This is a genomic window from Enterococcus sp. AZ079 (assembly GCF_050547255.1).
Taxonomy (GTDB): Bacteria; Bacillota; Bacilli; order Lactobacillales; family Enterococcaceae; genus Enterococcus_D; species Enterococcus_D casseliflavus.
In genome coordinates this window covers 2,183,491-2,199,043 of sequence record NZ_CP172955.1, presented here as the reverse complement: position 1 = coordinate 2,199,043, position 15,553 = coordinate 2,183,491, and the positions used below count along the sequence as shown (strand labels likewise).

At 44.1% G+C, this 15,553-nt stretch carries 10 protein-coding genes and 1 pseudogene; 9 read left to right on the top strand and 2 right to left on the bottom strand.

The genetic code is table 11. The features are described 5' to 3' along the window. Positions 1-18 precede the first annotated feature (18 nt). From IGJ15_RS10470 to IGJ15_RS10450, 5 genes are all read left to right on the top strand, one after another. Positions 19-834, top strand: coding sequence for a carbohydrate ABC transporter permease (locus IGJ15_RS10470; protein ID WP_015509354.1), 816 nt, complete (start codon positions 19-21; stop codon positions 832-834). A 241-nt stretch (positions 835-1,075) separates the two neighbouring features. Beyond that, entirely contained in the window at positions 1,076-2,122 is a 1,047-nt protein-coding gene (locus tag IGJ15_RS10465) for a hypothetical protein (protein WP_185953266.1), read from the top strand. A 227-nt stretch (positions 2,123-2,349) separates the two neighbouring features. After that, positions 2,350-3,186 carry a BglG family transcription antiterminator LicT gene (licT, locus tag IGJ15_RS10460; protein ID WP_074535051.1) on the top strand — a complete coding sequence of 279 codons (837 nt, stop codon included), beginning with the start codon at positions 2,350-2,352 and terminating at the stop codon, positions 3,184-3,186. Between the two features lie 116 nt (positions 3,187-3,302). Further along, the gene (locus IGJ15_RS10455; RefSeq protein WP_121261847.1) at positions 3,303-5,174 is read left to right on the top strand and encodes a beta-glucoside-specific PTS transporter subunit IIABC; all 1,872 of its coding nucleotides are present in this window, start codon (positions 3,303-3,305) and stop codon (positions 5,172-5,174) included. 17 nt (positions 5,175-5,191) lie between these two features. Further along, the gene (locus IGJ15_RS10450; RefSeq protein WP_121261845.1) at positions 5,192-6,619 is read left to right on the top strand and encodes a 6-phospho-beta-glucosidase; all 1,428 of its coding nucleotides are present in this window, start codon (positions 5,192-5,194) and stop codon (positions 6,617-6,619) included. A gap of 106 nt (positions 6,620-6,725) precedes the next feature. Here IGJ15_RS10450 and IGJ15_RS10445 read toward each other — a convergent pair whose 3' ends face one another. Together IGJ15_RS10445 and IGJ15_RS10440 are read right to left on the bottom strand one after the other, a co-directional pair. Beyond that, the gene (locus IGJ15_RS10445; RefSeq protein ID WP_086294911.1) at positions 6,726-8,429 is read right to left on the bottom strand and encodes a sensor histidine kinase; all 1,704 of its coding nucleotides are present in this window, start codon (positions 8,427-8,429) and stop codon (positions 6,726-6,728) included. Next, entirely contained in the window at positions 8,426-9,949 is a 1,524-nt protein-coding gene (locus IGJ15_RS10440) for a response regulator transcription factor (RefSeq protein ID WP_086294912.1), read from the bottom strand. Before IGJ15_RS10440 ends, IGJ15_RS10445 begins: the two co-directional genes overlap by 4 nt. 168 nt (positions 9,950-10,117) lie before the next feature. On the opposite strand from IGJ15_RS10440, the gene IGJ15_RS10435 reads away from it, so the two are divergent. The 4 genes and pseudogenes from IGJ15_RS10435 (at position 10,118) to IGJ15_RS10420 (ending at position 15,395) form a co-directional block, all read left to right on the top strand. Continuing rightward, positions 10,118-11,407 (top strand): ABC transporter substrate-binding protein, encoded by a 1,290-nt coding sequence (locus IGJ15_RS10435; RefSeq protein ID WP_005234924.1) that lies wholly within the window; start codon positions 10,118-10,120, stop codon positions 11,405-11,407. A 61-nt stretch (positions 11,408-11,468) separates the two neighbouring features. After that, on the top strand, positions 11,469-12,344 hold the full coding sequence (locus IGJ15_RS10430) for a carbohydrate ABC transporter permease (RefSeq protein WP_005225588.1): 876 nt from the start codon (positions 11,469-11,471) through the stop codon (positions 12,342-12,344). 2 nt (positions 12,345-12,346) lie between these two features. Then, a pseudogene (locus IGJ15_RS10425) lies at positions 12,347-13,162 on the top strand (carbohydrate ABC transporter permease); the annotation flags it as partial. A 40-nt stretch (positions 13,163-13,202) separates the two neighbouring features. Further along, positions 13,203-15,395 carry an alpha-galactosidase gene (locus tag IGJ15_RS10420; protein ID WP_142967149.1) on the top strand — a complete coding sequence of 731 codons (2,193 nt, stop codon included), beginning with the start codon at positions 13,203-13,205 and terminating at the stop codon, positions 15,393-15,395. Positions 15,396-15,553 lie beyond the last annotated feature (158 nt).

The following is a 15,553-nucleotide window of genomic DNA, read 5'->3' as shown; positions in this document are numbered from 1 at the left end:
CGATAGAAAGGAGCAGCTATGAAAGTTACTTTAAGTGGATGCATAAAATATGGTTTTTTACTGATCGTCTCGTTTTTTTCGATTTTTCCGTTTTACTGGATGATGGTGGGCTCTACCAATACCGCCAATCAAGTTGCCGAAGGGAAGCTGACTTTTGGGAATCAGCTAGCAAGCAATTTTCAGGTGCTGTTCAGCAATTACGACATCCCATTGATCATGTGGAATTCCATCAAGATTTCATTGATCACCGTCCTTGTCAGTCTACTGGTCACTTCTTTGGCTGCCTTTGGATTTGAGAAGTTTCGAACGCGGGCGAGTGAAGGGATTTATGCGGTTTTTCTGCTATGTATGATGGTGCCACTGGCAACTTTGGTGATCCCATTGTTTAAAATGATGGCAGGAATGCAGCTAGTCAATCAGCACGTGGCGGTCATTTTGCCATTGGTCAATAACCTGTTTCTGATTTTCTTTTTTCGCCAGAACTTCAAGTCTTTTCCTGACGGTATTTTAGATGCGAGTCGCATCGAGGGGGCAACAGAGTACACGATATTTTTCCGGATCGTTTTCCCTATGATGCGCTCGACCTATGCTGCCGCTGCCATCTATGCCTTTATGAACGCATGGAACAGCTATTTGCTACCACTGGTCTTTTTGCAAACGGAAAGTCGTCAAACCATGACATTGCTGATTTCCAATTTATCGTCAGCCAGTTACGTACCAAATTATGGCGTTCAAATGCTGGCGATCGTGATTGCAACGATCCCAACGTTGGTATTGTTTTTGTTTATGCAAAAAGGCTTTGTGAAAGGCATGACCGGTTCTTTGAAACTATAAGTAGCAATAACCAGCTTGGCTACTTTTCCATAAGGTTGGGGAAGGCTTGACGCAGGGGGTGAAATAGCTTTCCTCAGATAAAAAACAATTGCCTTGAGAGGCATTATTTTAATAAATAGTCAAACAATTCAGATTCATTCATTTTTCTTACAAAAAGATAGCGCAAGTCGAGTTGATTGATAAAAAAACAATCAATTGTTAGACTTAATTCAGGTTAAAAAAACAAAAAGGGGATGTAATGATGAAAAGAGGATTTAGAAATTATTTAGGTTCAGATGAGCGGGAGGCAGGCTATAATTTGTCTTGGGGGTCTATCTTTGCAGGGGTCGTAACATTTATCGCATTGTTCATGACACTGTCAATGATTGGCTCAGCAATCGGTTTTGGTATGGTGGAACCAACCTCTAATAACCCATTAGATGGTGTTGGGACAGGATTATTGATTTGGACAGTGATTACCTTCGTCTTGGCATTATTCGGTGCTGGTTTTGTTTCTGGTGTTGCTGCTCGACGTGTCGGATTGGTTCATGGTTTCTTAACATGGGCAACAAGTATGATCGTGATGATGGTTATGCTTTCTTACTTAACGATCGGTGCTTTTTCTGTAGTCGGGTCACTTTTAGGAAACGTTGCTTCTGCTGTCGGTAGTGGTGTTGAAACAGTGGCCTCTGGTGCTGGCGATGTCGCTTCAAAAGCCTTCGATGAAATAACAGGAAACATGGAAGACGTCAATACAGATGAATTACAAGCGAACGTCAATGATGTTTTACAAGATACCGATGTTCCTGAATTGCAACCAGACTACTTGCAAAACCAATTGTCTGACGCGACAAATGATATCAAAGATGCTGGCAAAGACATTGCAACCAATCCAAATGATGCTGATAAAATCATTGATGATTTAGCAAGCAAATTACAAGATCGTGCTACAACGATCGGTGATTCAGTCGATAAAGAAGCAATCTCAAATGCAGTGGCTCAAAACACAGATCTAAGCCAACAAGAAGCAGAAGAAGCAACGAACAATATCGTGAACGGCTTACAAGATGCTTCTGATGAAGCGCAAAAACAAATCGAAAATGCGCAACAAAATCTTGAACAAGCCAAACAAGACATTGACCAAGCAGTGGAAGACGCTCGTCAAAAAGCGGAAGAAGCAAGTGATGCAACAGCCAAAGCATCCATTTGGGGCTTTGTGGCAATGGTCTTAGGACTCGTTCTTACGTCAATCGGTGGTATGGTGGGTGCAAACTTAGTCAAAACTGCTGACCACGAAAATCGTATCTAATTCATCTCTCACAAAGAGAGTTAGTGAGCCATAAACCAGTGAACAGCGTTCTGCCAAAGACTCAAATGGCAGCAGCGCTGTTTTCTGCTTTTAAACAAGCGGTTAAAAATCCCCATTGACGAGTGATTTTTCTCATGCTACACTGGCTCTGAGGATTGTTACCGCTTTAGGCGGGCTATACCTATTTTTTTGTGTGAAGAAATCTAAAGAAGAATAGGGTCGTTAAAATGAACGTAACAAAAGTGATCAATAACAACATTGTGATTTCTGAGAATGAGGAAAAACAAGAATTGGTCGTCATGGGCAAAGGCTTAGGCTTTAAGAAAAAGCCAGGCGATGTGATCGACGATACCAAGATTGAAAAAGTCTATCTCAGTACACAAGAGTGGAATGTCACAAAACTAACCCAATTACTTTCTTCTATCCCTATCGAACATATTCAAGTAGCGAATGAGATCATCAGTTTTGCAAAAGTTTCCCTTGGGAAAAAATTGAGCGAAAAATTATTTCTGACGCTGACCGATCATATCAATTATGCTATCGAGCGCTATCAAAATGGCATGGAAATCAAAAATGCCTTGCTATGGGAAATCAAGCGGTTTTATAACCATGAATACCTCATTGGCAAAGAAGCGTTATCGATCATCAAAAATCGCTTGGCGATCGAGCTGCCAGAAGATGAAGCCGGCTTCATAGCATTGCACATCGTCAATGCGGAGTTGGATATGGCGCAGGTCAGTCAAGTATCGGAAATGGCGAAGATCATTCAGCATATCCTAAACATCGTTAAATATCATTTTTCAATGGAGCTTGATGAGTATTCATTGAACTACGAACGCTTTGTGACCCATTTGAAATTTTTTGTCCAGCGCTTATTCAGCGGAACAAAGCTCGATGATGCAGGAACCGGCAGTTTTATTTTTATGTTGAAAGACCGCTATATGAAGGAATATGCGTGTGCGCTGAAAATCAGCGACTACATCAACAAAGAATTCGGTAGACCGTTAGAAGAAGACGAATTGATCTATTTAACTATACACATCAAACGAATAACAAGTGCTTAGGATTGTTACTGGATTGGCAGGCTATACCTAAATGAACTCCCAAGGGGTTCGTTTAGGTATTTTTTTATGTTTTGACACACGAAAAGCAAACGAAGGACCAAAATAGGAGGAACGACATGAATTACAAAGAGTTAGCAAAAACGATCATCACCAATGTTGGTGGGGAAGAAAATATCCAAAGCTTGACCCATTGTGCGACCCGCTTGCGCTTCAACTTGAAAGATGACAGCAAACCACAAGAAAGCACTTTAAAACACACACCAGGCATCATGGGTGTGGTCAACAAGGGCGGACAGTACCAAGTGATCATCGGCAGTGATGTTGGCAATGTCTACAACGAAATCACTGCCCAAACTAATTTGACTAGTGATCAAGAAACAGAAGAAGACGATCGGGGACGTGTAGCGAAAATTATCGATACGATCACTGGGATCTTCACCCCGATCTTGCCAGCCATCACGGCAGCTGGGATGTTAAAAGCGGTCCTTTCGTTGCTGGTGGTCTTCAATGTCTTGACGGCAGAAAGTCAAAGTTACCAAATTCTAAACTTTATGGCAGATGCTGCGTTCTACTTCTTACCGATTCTACTGGCTGCTTCTTCTGCGCAAAAGTTCAAAGCCAACATGTATCTGGCGATGATGGTGGGTGGAATTTTACTGCATCCCAACTTCATCGGTATGGTGACAGCAGCCAATGAGTCAGGTGGCGGCATCCATTTGTTCGGTTTGCCGATTTCACCAGTCACCTATTCATCATCGGTGATCCCCATCATCTTAAGTGTTTGGTTCATGTCTTACGTTGAACCGATTGCTGATAAGGTCTCACCAAAAGCAATCAAATTCTTTAGCAAACCGTTGCTGACGATCTTCGTCGTAGGGACGGTAGCATTAGTTGCTTTAGGTCCTCTAGGCTATATGATCAGTGAAGCGATTTCCGCAGGGATCCAAGCCTTAGAAACGGTCAGCCCATGGATCGTTCCGTTATTAATCGGTGCCTTCACCCCATTGTTCGTGGCAACGGGTACCCACTATGGATTGGTTCCTATCGGTATCAACAACCGAATGACCACAGGTTATGATACAGTGATCTATCCTGGCATGCTGGCTTCAAACGTCAGTCAGGGAGCTGCAGCTATCGGCGTTGGTTTCAAATCCAAAGATTCTACGATCAAACAATTGGCATTTTCTGCAGGTCTGACAGGTCTATTCGGCATCACTGAACCAGCGTTGTATGGGGTCAACTTACGGTTTAAAACACCTTTGTATGCAGCAATGATCGGTGGCGGATTTGGGGGTCTGTTTATGGGAATCATGCGTGTCCGCAATTTCTCAGGCGGCTCACCAGGTCTATTGACTTTGCCAAGCTATATCGGCGATGACACCTTACGTCATTTGACCAATGCCTGTATCGGTGCGGCAATCAGTATCGTAGTCACATTTATTGCGACATTATTCTTATACAAAGACCCTGTCACAGAAGAAGCACCTGAAGCAACACCAGCAGACAAAGAGCAAGAACCAACCCATCAAATCAGCGGTGCAGAGATCAAAGCACCTTTAAAAGGGGAACTAAAAAGCCTGCAAGCAGTCAATGATGGCATGTTTTCAGAAGAAATTCTGGGACAAGGGGTAGCGATCGAGCCAACCGTCGGAGAAGTACTAGCACCAGTCAACGGGACTGTCACAGCAGTCTTTGATTCCAAGCATGCCATTGGCTTGACCAGTGAGGAAGGCATTGAGCTGCTGATTCACGTGGGGATCGATACAGTGCAATTGAATGGCGAAGGCTATGCCTATCAAGTAGAAAAAGGACAAAAAGTATCAGTTGGTGACCCATTGATTACGTTTGATATCGAGTTTATCAAAGAAAAAGGTTATCCAGTGATCACGCCGATCGTTATCACCAACAGTGCAGAAGTGGGCGACATTTTGACGGCAAACAGTGGTCCGATTACGTTTGGCGATCAAATCATCAAAGTGATCGGCTAAAAAAAGGAGAATAAGACATGGGATTTCCAGAAAACTTTTTATGGGGCGGCGCAACAGCCGCCAATCAATGTGAAGGCGGGTTTGATCAAGGGGGGCGTGGACTTGCCAATGTCGATGTGATTCCGACTGGCAAGGAGCGACGAGCAGTCATTACCGGCAAGCGTGAGATGCTTGCCTTTGAAGAAGGGTATTTCTATCCAGTAAAAGAAGCGATTGATATGTACCATCATTTCAAAGAAGATATCGCCTTATTTGCGGAGATGGGCTTTAAAACCTATCGTTTATCGATTGCTTGGTCAAGAATTTTTCCGAAGGGCGACGAAGAAACCCCTAATGAAGAAGGCTTGCGCTTTTATGAAGAACTGTTTTTAGAATGTCGCAAATACCAAATCGAACCTTTGGTGACGATCACGCATTTTGACTGTCCGATCCATCTGATCAAAGAATATGGCGGTTGGCGCAACCGTAAGATGATTGCCTTTTACGAAAACCTTTGTCGGGCGATCTTCACTCGCTACAAAGGATTGGTGAAGTACTGGCTGACCTTTAATGAAATCAATATGATCTTGCATGCCCCGTTTCTCGGTGCAGGGCTGACCTTTGCTGAGGGCGAAAATGAAGAACAAATCAAATATCAAGCTGCTCATCATGAGTTAGTCGCTAGTGCGTTGGCAACAAAAATCGCCCACGAGATCGATCCAGAAAACAAAGTAGGCTGTATGCTGGCAGCGGCTAGTTATTATCCTTACAGCTGCAATCCGAAAGATGTCTGGGAAAGCAAAAAAAGCGATCGCGGCAACTATTTCTTTATCGATGTGCAATCGCGAGGAGAATATCCAAATTATGGTTTGAAGATGCTAGCGGAAAAAGGAATCACTTTGGAACGAACCGCCGAAGATACGGCTTTATTAAAAGCCCATACCGTCGATTTTATTTCCTTTTCTTACTATGCCTCTCGGGTCGCTGCTTCAGAAGATTCCGGTGTTGAAAAAACGGAAGGCAACTTGTTCCCGACCATTAAAAATCCGTATTTAGAAGCGTCGGAATGGGGCTGGCAGATTGATCCGCTTGGTTTGCGGATCACGATGAATGATCTTTATGACCGTTACCAAAAACCACTTTTCATCGTCGAAAACGGTCTAGGAGCGGTGGATACACCAAACGAAGATGGAAAAATCAATGATGTGTATCGCATCGACTATCTACGTGCGCATATTGCAGCGATGAAAGAAGCCATTGATAAAGACGGTGTGGAACTGCTGGGGTATACTTCATGGGGCTGTATCGATTTGGTTTCAGCAGGAACCGGAGAAATGAAGAAACGCTATGGCTATATCTATGTCGATCGCGACAATGAAGGCAATGGCACATTAGCCCGCAGCAAGAAGCAATCTTTTTATTGGTACAAAAAAGTGATTGCCTCAAATGGAGAAGATTTGGCTTAAGCCAGTTAACCAACGATTATTTTTAAGGAAAGAAACGCCAACGGAACAGAACTGCTCTTGGAAGCTGTCTGGTTCTGTTGGCGCTTTTCTTATTTAATGAAAGAAATTACTCTGATTCCTCCCGCTGGATCGGCAGCAGCAAGCGAACGGTGGTTCCTTCGTTGATGCGTGATTCTACAGTCAATCCGTATTTTTCCCCATAGAGCAGCTTGATACGCTGATCAATATTGTCTAAACCAATACCCGAATAGTGTTCAAAGTGGTTGGCGGTGCTGGTTGGGTGCTCTTCATTGAACCCGATGCCCGTATCGATGATCTCAATTTTCAGGCCTTCCTTACTGACGCGAGAAAAAATCTGGATCAATCCTGAATCCTCTTCGGGAAAGGCATGCAGGTAGGCATTTTCGATAATCGGTTGCAAAATCATTTTCGGTACGAGAATATCTTCACAGCCATCTTCTGAAAAAATCGTCGATTGGATGCGATTGCCGTAACGTACGTTCATTAACACGAGGTATTCTTCCACGATCGCTAGCTCATCTTTTAAGGGGACGATCTCTTTGCGGTTAAAGGTGTGCCGCAACAATTGGACAAAGCTTTCAATCGCTTGGGTTGCGGCTTCTTGTTCGTTTTGCCAGATCAAAAACTTAATGGCAGTCAATGTGTTGTAGACAAAATGCGGTTGGATCTGCATTTGCAACGAGCGGATCTCGAACTTGCGTTTTTCGGCTTCTGTAACCATTAAATGATCGACATAAGATTCTAAGTCCTCTAGCATCAAGTTATAGGCACGCCCCAATTCTCGCGTTTCGTACGTCCCGTTGATGGTGACCTTGTCGCTGAAATCGCCTTGTGTGACCGCCGGCAGCTTGGCAATCAGCTGATAAATCGGTTGGGTGATATTGCGGATGATCCAAAATGCCAGCAGACTAAAGAGTAAAATACTGACGACAGAAATCAAAAGAGCTGGCTTGATCAGATTCATATTGCGTACTAGATGCGATTCATCCAAAACATCGTAAAAAGTAAAATGATACGAATAAAGGGGCAGCTGATTGATGCTAGTATCTCTTTTGACCGTGACGAGACGATCTTCAAACGGCTTGCCTAAAAGGCTCGGATCAGAAGTAGAAAGAATTTGATTTTGTTCATTGACGATATAGATCGAGTGGAGACTGGTATCTAAGAGTTGACGATAGATCGAAGAAAAATCGGATTCTTTTAAGAAAATCAGGGCATAGCCGAAAATCGTTTCTTCTTTCATTAATTTGCGCACGTACATCAAGCCAGGGGAGTCGCTGGTGGAGGTGCTCAAGCCTTGGTCCAAGAAATAATACTGACTGATGGCGTCATTGTCATTGATCTGCTGGATAAAGGCACTGGCGAGAAAATCATCTACTGATTGATTGCGAACCGCATCGTTTTGAAAGAAAGTGCCCCCGTTGACCCCAATCAACACTAAATTCGAGGGGATGTCTTGAAACAAAGAGCGAGTGTCTTTTAATTGCTCGTTTAATTCTAAAATCGTACGGCCTTGATTCATGTCGCCTTCTAAGTATGTTTCAACGGCTTTGCTTTCATCGACGATATCAAAAATCCGATGGATATTCTCGTTCAGACGCTCATAATCTTCTTGGATTTTTTCCAGTAGCAGCTGATTGGAACTCTGGTACGAAGCAACATAGGCATCTTTCGAGCGACCATAGATTACGACGACGGTTAGCAGACAAACACTAATGACCCCGACGACAACAAAGAGGAAGATCCGACTGAATAATTCATTTTTCTGAATCCATTGGTTGATTTTCATAATTGATTCAACCGCCGATACTTCGATGGGGTGACTTGGCATTCTTTCTTAAAGATGCGAGAAAAATAGCTGATATCCGAATACCCGACCGCTTCACTGATTTCAGATAGATTCAGATCAGATTGTGTCAGTAGTTCTTTGGCTTTATCCAAGCGGGTTTTCTTTACATACTCAGAAAAGCTCATTTTCAGTTTCGCAGAAAGAAAAGCCGAAAGATAGGTGTAACTAAAATGAAAGGTTTCAGCTAGTTCAGACAAAGACAGACTTTTGGTGTAGTTGTCTTGAATAAAGCGCTGAATCGCAACGAGTAGATCATCTTCATCCAGCGGTGATAAGGTCGTCAACTGTTGACGAATATCATCAATGGTCGCCAACAACAAATCAGAAAAATCTTCCAAATACTGCACGTGACCGATGGCATGCAAAAATTCGGCTTTTAAGCGGCTAAAGCGTGGCGCAGTGGGAAATTCTTCTTCCAAGCGGGACAGTAACGTGTAAAAAATACTGCTGGCCTGCTGTTTTAAGAATGTCGGATCGACATTGGATAAGATCATGTCATTAAAATATTCCTCGATTCTGGTGATTCCTAACAAAAAGTTGTTGTCTAACAAAGCCCGTAAGAACTTCTTCGTATCAAAGCGATCACTTTCAATGTACAAAAAGAGTTCTTGTTCTGGCACCAGCCGTTGTCGTTTATAAAAAAACGATTGTCCTTGGCTTTTGGCTTTAAGCGTCACAAAATGGTCCCGCAACTGTTCAATCTTTTGAAAGGGCACACTGAGAGTAAAGAAGGCGTCTGGCTCGGTAAAACGCAATTGTTCCAACGTTTCTTTCAAAGAAGAATAAACATCCGTTCCTTCGGGATAACTAATCACTAAGCCGGCATCTTTGTTACTGGTTTGAAAAAAGAGCGTCTTTACTTGCGGTTGTGATTGAGTAAATTCCGTTAATGCGTGCAGCAGCTGATCATTGGCACGAAAGCCGCTAAAATTGGTGGTCAAAATTTGGGCTTGCTGTTGCGACTGATCTAATGCAAGGTAGTCCGCCAAAGGAGCCAACGGTTCTTCATACCCTGCTAAATAGCGATTCAACGATTCTTGCAGCTGCGTCTCCTCAGTCACGGAGCCTTTTGTATGTGACAGCTTTTGTGAGATGTTGTGCAGTGTCTTCAACAAGAGTATCGGTGTCAGTGTCGGTTTTAAAAGATAATCTACGGCACCATTTCTAAAAGACTGACTGACGTATTGGAAATCATCGTAGCTGCTCAAGACCAAAAAATGGACTTCTGGATATTGTTGTTGAATGATCGTTGTGAGTTGAAGACCGTCCATTTGTGGCATTTTCAAATCTGTGATCACGATGTCGGGATTCAGTTCATGGATCAGCGCCAATGCTTCTTGCCCGTTCGCTGCATCGCCTAAGAGACGGAACCCTTCTTGCTCCCAACGTATCATATGTTTCAATCCATCTCGGATCGTTGCCTCATCATCAACGACTAAGACCGTGCGTAAAATAGTCATGGTATCCCCCCTATATCTCTTCTTTATTATAAACGCTTTCAAAAAAGAAAGGTATTGTAACTTTTTTCTATTTTTGGACAAATTTAGTAAGCTCTTTCATAATCGTTGAATACGGTTACAAAGTCAGTGTATAGTTAGCCATGTAAATAAAAGGAAAGAGGGATAAAAATGAAAAAACTACTTGCATCGATGGTAACGGCGGCTGCAGTGCTGACTTTGGCGGCTTGCGGAAACAGCAACACAAGCTCTGGGGATTCTGGCGAGTCCTCAAACAAAGTCACGGTCTGGGCATGGGATGAGACCTTCAACATCAAGGCAGTCAATGAAGCCAAAAAAGTATATGAAAATCAAGATGTCGATGTGGAAGTCGTGACGATGTCGCAAGATGATATCGTCCAAAAATTAAATACGAGTCTGGCATCTGGAAATACGGACGGACTACCAAATATCGTTTTGATCGAAGACTACCGCATCCAAGGATACCTTTCTTCTTATCCAGATGCGTTTAGTGATCTAACGGATATCGTGAATGAGGAGGATTTCTCCAGCTATAAATTTGCGGTCAATAAAGTCGACGATGTCATTTATGGGGTGCCATTTGACAGTGGCGTTGCAGGACTATTTTACCGCACAGACTATTTAACCGATGCAGGCTATGAGCAGGCTGATCTCCAAGATATTACTTGGGATGATTTTATCAGCATCGCCAAAGACGTCAAAGAAAAAACGGGTCACGCTATGATGTCGTTAGACCCAAGCGATCTTGGCTTGGCACGAATCATTATGCAATCGGCAGGCGAATGGTATACCGGTGAAGATGGCTCCACCGTAACCATCAAAGACAATGAATCCTTCAAAGCCGGTCTAACTGTCTTAGCAACATTGTTGAATGAAGGCTTAGTTGAACAAGTTTCTGATTGGGATGGCGGGGTCAATGCCGTTCAATCGGGGAATGTCGCTTCTGCGCCAACTGGTGCGTGGTATTCCAGCACGATTCAAGGCGCGGAAGACCAAAGCGGCAAATGGGCGATCGCTCCAATCCCATCTATCGCTGGCGACAGCAATTCAGTCAATGCTTCCAGCATCGGCGGAGCAGGCTGGTACGTGATCAAAGGGGTTGACGGCGAAGAAAATGCCAAAGACTTTTTAGCCAATACTTTTGCTTCAAACAAAGAATTGATGGGTACATTAGCTACCGAGATCGGTTTGGTTTCAACCATGAATGCTGCAGAAGAAACGGAAGAGTATACGTCGGGTCTTGATTTCTATGGCGGTCAAAAAGTCTTCCAAGATTTCTCTCAATGGTCACAAGAAATTCCAGCCGTGAACTACGGCAATCACACCTATGCCATTGAATCTGTCTTGACTGAAAGCTTGCAACGAGTGATCAACGGCGAAGACATCGATAAAGTATTAGAAGAAGCACAATCACAAGTGGAAGCACAAATTGCAAACTAATCGAACAACTTTGCAGAAACTCGTGAGCGATCGCGAGTTTCTGTGTTAAGGGGGAATTACAATGAAAAACAAAACAAAAAATTGGTTTGCAAACGGCAATGCCTTTATTACCTTACCCGTCATTTTGATCACGATGCTGGTCTTTATTCCGATGGTCTCGGCATTGTTCACGTCATTCCAATCAGGACCACCAACAGCGATGACCTTTAACGGTCTTGGCAACTATCAGCGGATGTTGAGCGACTCAACCTTTAAAAAAGCCTTTGGCAATACGTTTTTATACTTATTAGTCCAAGTTCCGATCATGCTCTTTTTGGCGCTGATCGTATCGAACATATTGAATGACAAAAAATTGAAATTTAAAGGGCTGTTCCGCACCGCCTTGTTTTTACCCTGTATCACATCCTTGGTTTCTTATTCCTTGATCATGAAAAGTCTCTTTTCGGCAAATGGGTTAGTCAATAACTTTTTGACACAGCTACACTTGATCGATGCACCGATCCAATGGTTGACAGATCCTTTTTGGGCAAAAGTACTGATCATTTTTGCCATCACGTGGCGTTGGACCGGCTACAATATGATCTTTTTCATCTCAGGCATGCAGAATATCGATCCAAGTATTTATGAAGCGGCAGAGATCGATGGCGCTTCAAAATGGGATCAGTTCTTCAAAATCACGATTCCCAACTTGCGTCCAATCATCCTATTTACCACGATCACCTCAACGATCGGTACGCTGCAATTATTCGATGAAGTTCAAAATATCACTGGCGGTGGACCAGCCAATGCTACGACGACCTTGTCGCAATATATCTACAATTTGAGTTACAAATTCACGCCAAACTTTGGGTACGCCGCTGCGGTCTCCTTTGTTATCGTGATTGCGATCGTGATCTTATCGATCATCCAAACGAAAATAGGAGGAAAAGAAAATTGAAAACAATCTCACTCACTTTAAAATACGTCTTTCTGGCGATTTTGGCTTTCATCTCTATTTTTCCATTTGTTTGGATGATTCTAGGGATGACCAATCAAACCTTTGATATCGTTGCTGGAAAAATCATGATTGGCGATCAATTGGTCATCAACTTCCAAAATCTCTTTTCTTCCGACTTGAATTTTACTCGGGCATTAGGCAATTCCGCAGTGATTGCCGTGATTACGACCGTCTTTGCGCTGTTGTTCTCCTCCATGGCAGGGTATGGCTTTGAGATCTATCGGACGAAAACCAAAGACCGCATCTTTAATATTCTACTGCTGTCGATGATGGTGCCTTTTGCCGCGCTAATGATCCCGCTCTATCGGATGTTCAGCAAGCTTAGCGGCACACCAATCGGGATCAATACCTTCGCTGTCGTGATTTTGCCCTCGATCTGTACCGCCTTTTTGATTTTCTTTTTCCGCCAAAACATCAAGGCATTCCCTAGAGAATTAGTCGAAGCTGCTCGGATCGATGGCTTGAATGAACTGAGTATTTTCTTTAGAGTCTACATGCCGACGGCTAAAAATACTTATGCAGCTGCCGCGATCATTACGTTTATGGGCAGCTGGAACAATTATTTGTGGCCATTAGTTGCCTTGCAATCACCAGACAAACGGACCGTTCCACTGGTTCTTTCGGCTATGGGTGCTTCTTATACACCTGATTATGGCATGATGATGTGCGGCATTGTGATCGCCACACTGCCAACGGCCATCATTTTCTTCGTTTTACAAAAACAATTTGTCCAAGGGATGCTGGGCTCCGTGAAATAATCGGGGCATCAGCGAACAATTATAAAGTAGAGGGTACGATATGATTCTTTTTGACAAACAACTAAACGTCTTTCATTTAAGCAACGATCAAATCAGCTATCTCTTACAGATAGAGGAAGGGGGCAATGTGGCGCACCTTTATTTTGGAAAAAAAATTTCCCATTATTCTGGTGGCTATCGCTACCCACGCCTTGATCGGTCCTTTTCACCTAATCCCCCAGACAGTAGCGATCGGCTTTTCTCATTAGACACCTTGATGCTGGAGTTTCCTGGTAATGGCTTCGGGGACTTTCGAGAAGCCGCCTATACGATTCGCCAGTCTGACGGCAGCCGAGTCAGCCATTTTGTCTTTAGTGATTACCAGATTCAACAAGGCAAACCAGCCTTAGCAGGATTGCCTCAGACCCATGGGGTCGACGACGGCATCGAAACACTGATTCTGTCCTTAAAAGATGATGTGGCGGGACTCGAACTGCAATTGTTTTACACGATTTTTGAGGAGGCGGCAGTGATCGTCCGCTCAAGTAAAATAATCAATCACGGAAACCAGCCTGTTACCATCGAACAGCTGGCGAGTCAAGCCCTGGATTTTCCTAACCGTCCCTTTGATTTGATCCACTTGCCAGGGGCGTGGGCGAAGGAACGCCAAGTGACCCGAGAACCCATCCATCGCGGCATCAAGCGTTTAGACAGCAAGCGGGGTTCCAGCAGCCATCAGCAAAATCCCTTTGCCGTCTTGCTGGAACCTAATGCTACGGAGTTTGCTGGGGAGTGTTATGGTTTTAGCTTGCTGTATAGCGGCAACCATGAAACCATCATCGAAAAAGATCCTTACCAACAAACCCGTGTGATCATGGGGATCAACAGCCATCAATTTGCCTGGCAATTGCCGCCAACTGAAAGCTTTCAAGCCCCAGAAGCCGTGATTGCTTATAGTGAGGCTGGCTTGAATCAGCTGTCAGCCACCTATCATGATTTTTATGATGAGCATTTGATTCGGGGCAAATACAAAAAGCAAGAACGGCCGATCCTGATCAATAACTGGGAAGCAACGTACTTTGATTTCAATGAAGAAAAACTGGATGCCCTTGTTGATGAAGCTAAGGAGCTGGGAATCGAACTGTTTGTTTTGGATGACGGCTGGTTTGGTCAGCGAGAAGATGACCAAACCTCATTAGGCGATTGGTTTGAAAACGAAGGCAAGCTAGCTTCTGGCTTGGCAGGATTTGCCCAAAAAGTCCATGACAAAGGGCTGCAATTCGGGCTTTGGCTGGAACCAGAAATGATTTCTGGTGACAGTGAACTAAACCGACAGCACCCCGATTGGCTGTTACAAGTACCCAATCGCAAGCCAGCACTTAGCCGCAGTCAGTATGTGTTGGACTTTTCTCGACAAGATGTCAGAGACCATCTCTATCACCAGTTAACCCAACTGTTTGATACGGTTGCCATCGACTATATCAAATGGGACATGAACCGCAGTCTGTCGGATGTCTATTCCTTGCTCCTCGATCCTGCCCAGCAAGGGGAGGTCGCGCACCGCTATCTGCTGGGCTTGTATGAGTTCCTAGAGAAACTGACCACTGCCTATCCGACGATCCTGTTTGAAGGTTGTTCTGGTGGCGGTGGGCGCTTTGATGCTGGCTTCTTGTATTATATGCCGCAGATTTGGACCAGCGACAACACCGATGCCATCGCCCGCCTGAAGATCCAATACGGAACCAGTCTGGTCTATCCGCCATCCACCATGGGTGCCCATGTCTCAGCAATCCCGAACCATCAGACCCAACGGGCAACGGATCTAGCGATTCGTGGCAATGCTGCAATGTCTGGCTTGCTGGGCTATGAGCTTGACTTGACACAGCTGACAAAAGAAGAAAAAGCGCAGATCAAAGAACAAATCGCTTTTTATAAAAAACATCGGCGCCTGCTGCAGTTGGGCCGCTTTGTTCGACTGCTCAGCCCTTATGAAGGCAATGACGCCGCCTGGCTGTATGTTTCTCCAGATAAAAAAGAAGCGATCGTCTTTTACTTCCGAGTCTTAGCCGAAGCCTCTGCACCATTGGTTACTTTAAAACTGGCGGGCTTAGATCCTGACCTTACCTATCAAAGTGGGGGAGAGACCTTCGGTGGCGATGAATTGATGCAGCTCGGGTTGTATATCGATCCTCATTTAGCAGGGGATTACGCCACGCAGCGGTTTCATTTTGTTGCAAAAGCGCCTCACGAATGAAAATCAGCGTCCCGTCAAAGCAACATGCTTTGACGGGACGCTTTATTGTGCTGCCGCAAGCATTTGGCTAATGATCGGCAACTGAGAGGTTATTTTTGAACAAATGATTTATTTTTTTCTCGAGAAGTCGTATGATGAAGGAGGAGGCAGGCAGTTTG

What these genes read in the sequence shown, in the direction of transcription:
- IGJ15_RS10470 (WP_015509354.1), top strand. Translation starts at nt 19, where the DNA reads ATGAAAGTTACTTTAAGTGGATGCATAAAATATGGTTTTTTACTGATC.
- IGJ15_RS10465 (WP_185953266.1), top strand. Translation starts at nt 1,076, where the DNA reads ATGAAAAGAGGATTTAGAAATTATTTAGGTTCAGATGAGCGGGAGGCA.
- licT (WP_074535051.1), top strand. Translation starts at nt 2,350, where the DNA reads ATGAACGTAACAAAAGTGATCAATAACAACATTGTGATTTCTGAGAAT.
- IGJ15_RS10455 (WP_121261847.1), top strand. Translation starts at nt 3,303, where the DNA reads ATGAATTACAAAGAGTTAGCAAAAACGATCATCACCAATGTTGGTGGG.
- IGJ15_RS10450 (WP_121261845.1), top strand. Translation starts at nt 5,192, where the DNA reads ATGGGATTTCCAGAAAACTTTTTATGGGGCGGCGCAACAGCCGCCAAT.
- IGJ15_RS10445 (WP_086294911.1), bottom strand. Translation starts at nt 8,429, where the DNA reads ATGAAAATCAACCAATGGATTCAGAAAAATGAATTATTCAGTCGGATC.
- IGJ15_RS10440 (WP_086294912.1), bottom strand. Translation starts at nt 9,949, where the DNA reads ATGACTATTTTACGCACGGTCTTAGTCGTTGATGATGAGGCAACGATC.
- IGJ15_RS10435 (WP_005234924.1), top strand. Translation starts at nt 10,118, where the DNA reads ATGAAAAAACTACTTGCATCGATGGTAACGGCGGCTGCAGTGCTGACT.
- IGJ15_RS10430 (WP_005225588.1), top strand. Translation starts at nt 11,469, where the DNA reads ATGAAAAACAAAACAAAAAATTGGTTTGCAAACGGCAATGCCTTTATT.
- IGJ15_RS10420 (WP_142967149.1), top strand. Translation starts at nt 13,203, where the DNA reads ATGATTCTTTTTGACAAACAACTAAACGTCTTTCATTTAAGCAACGAT.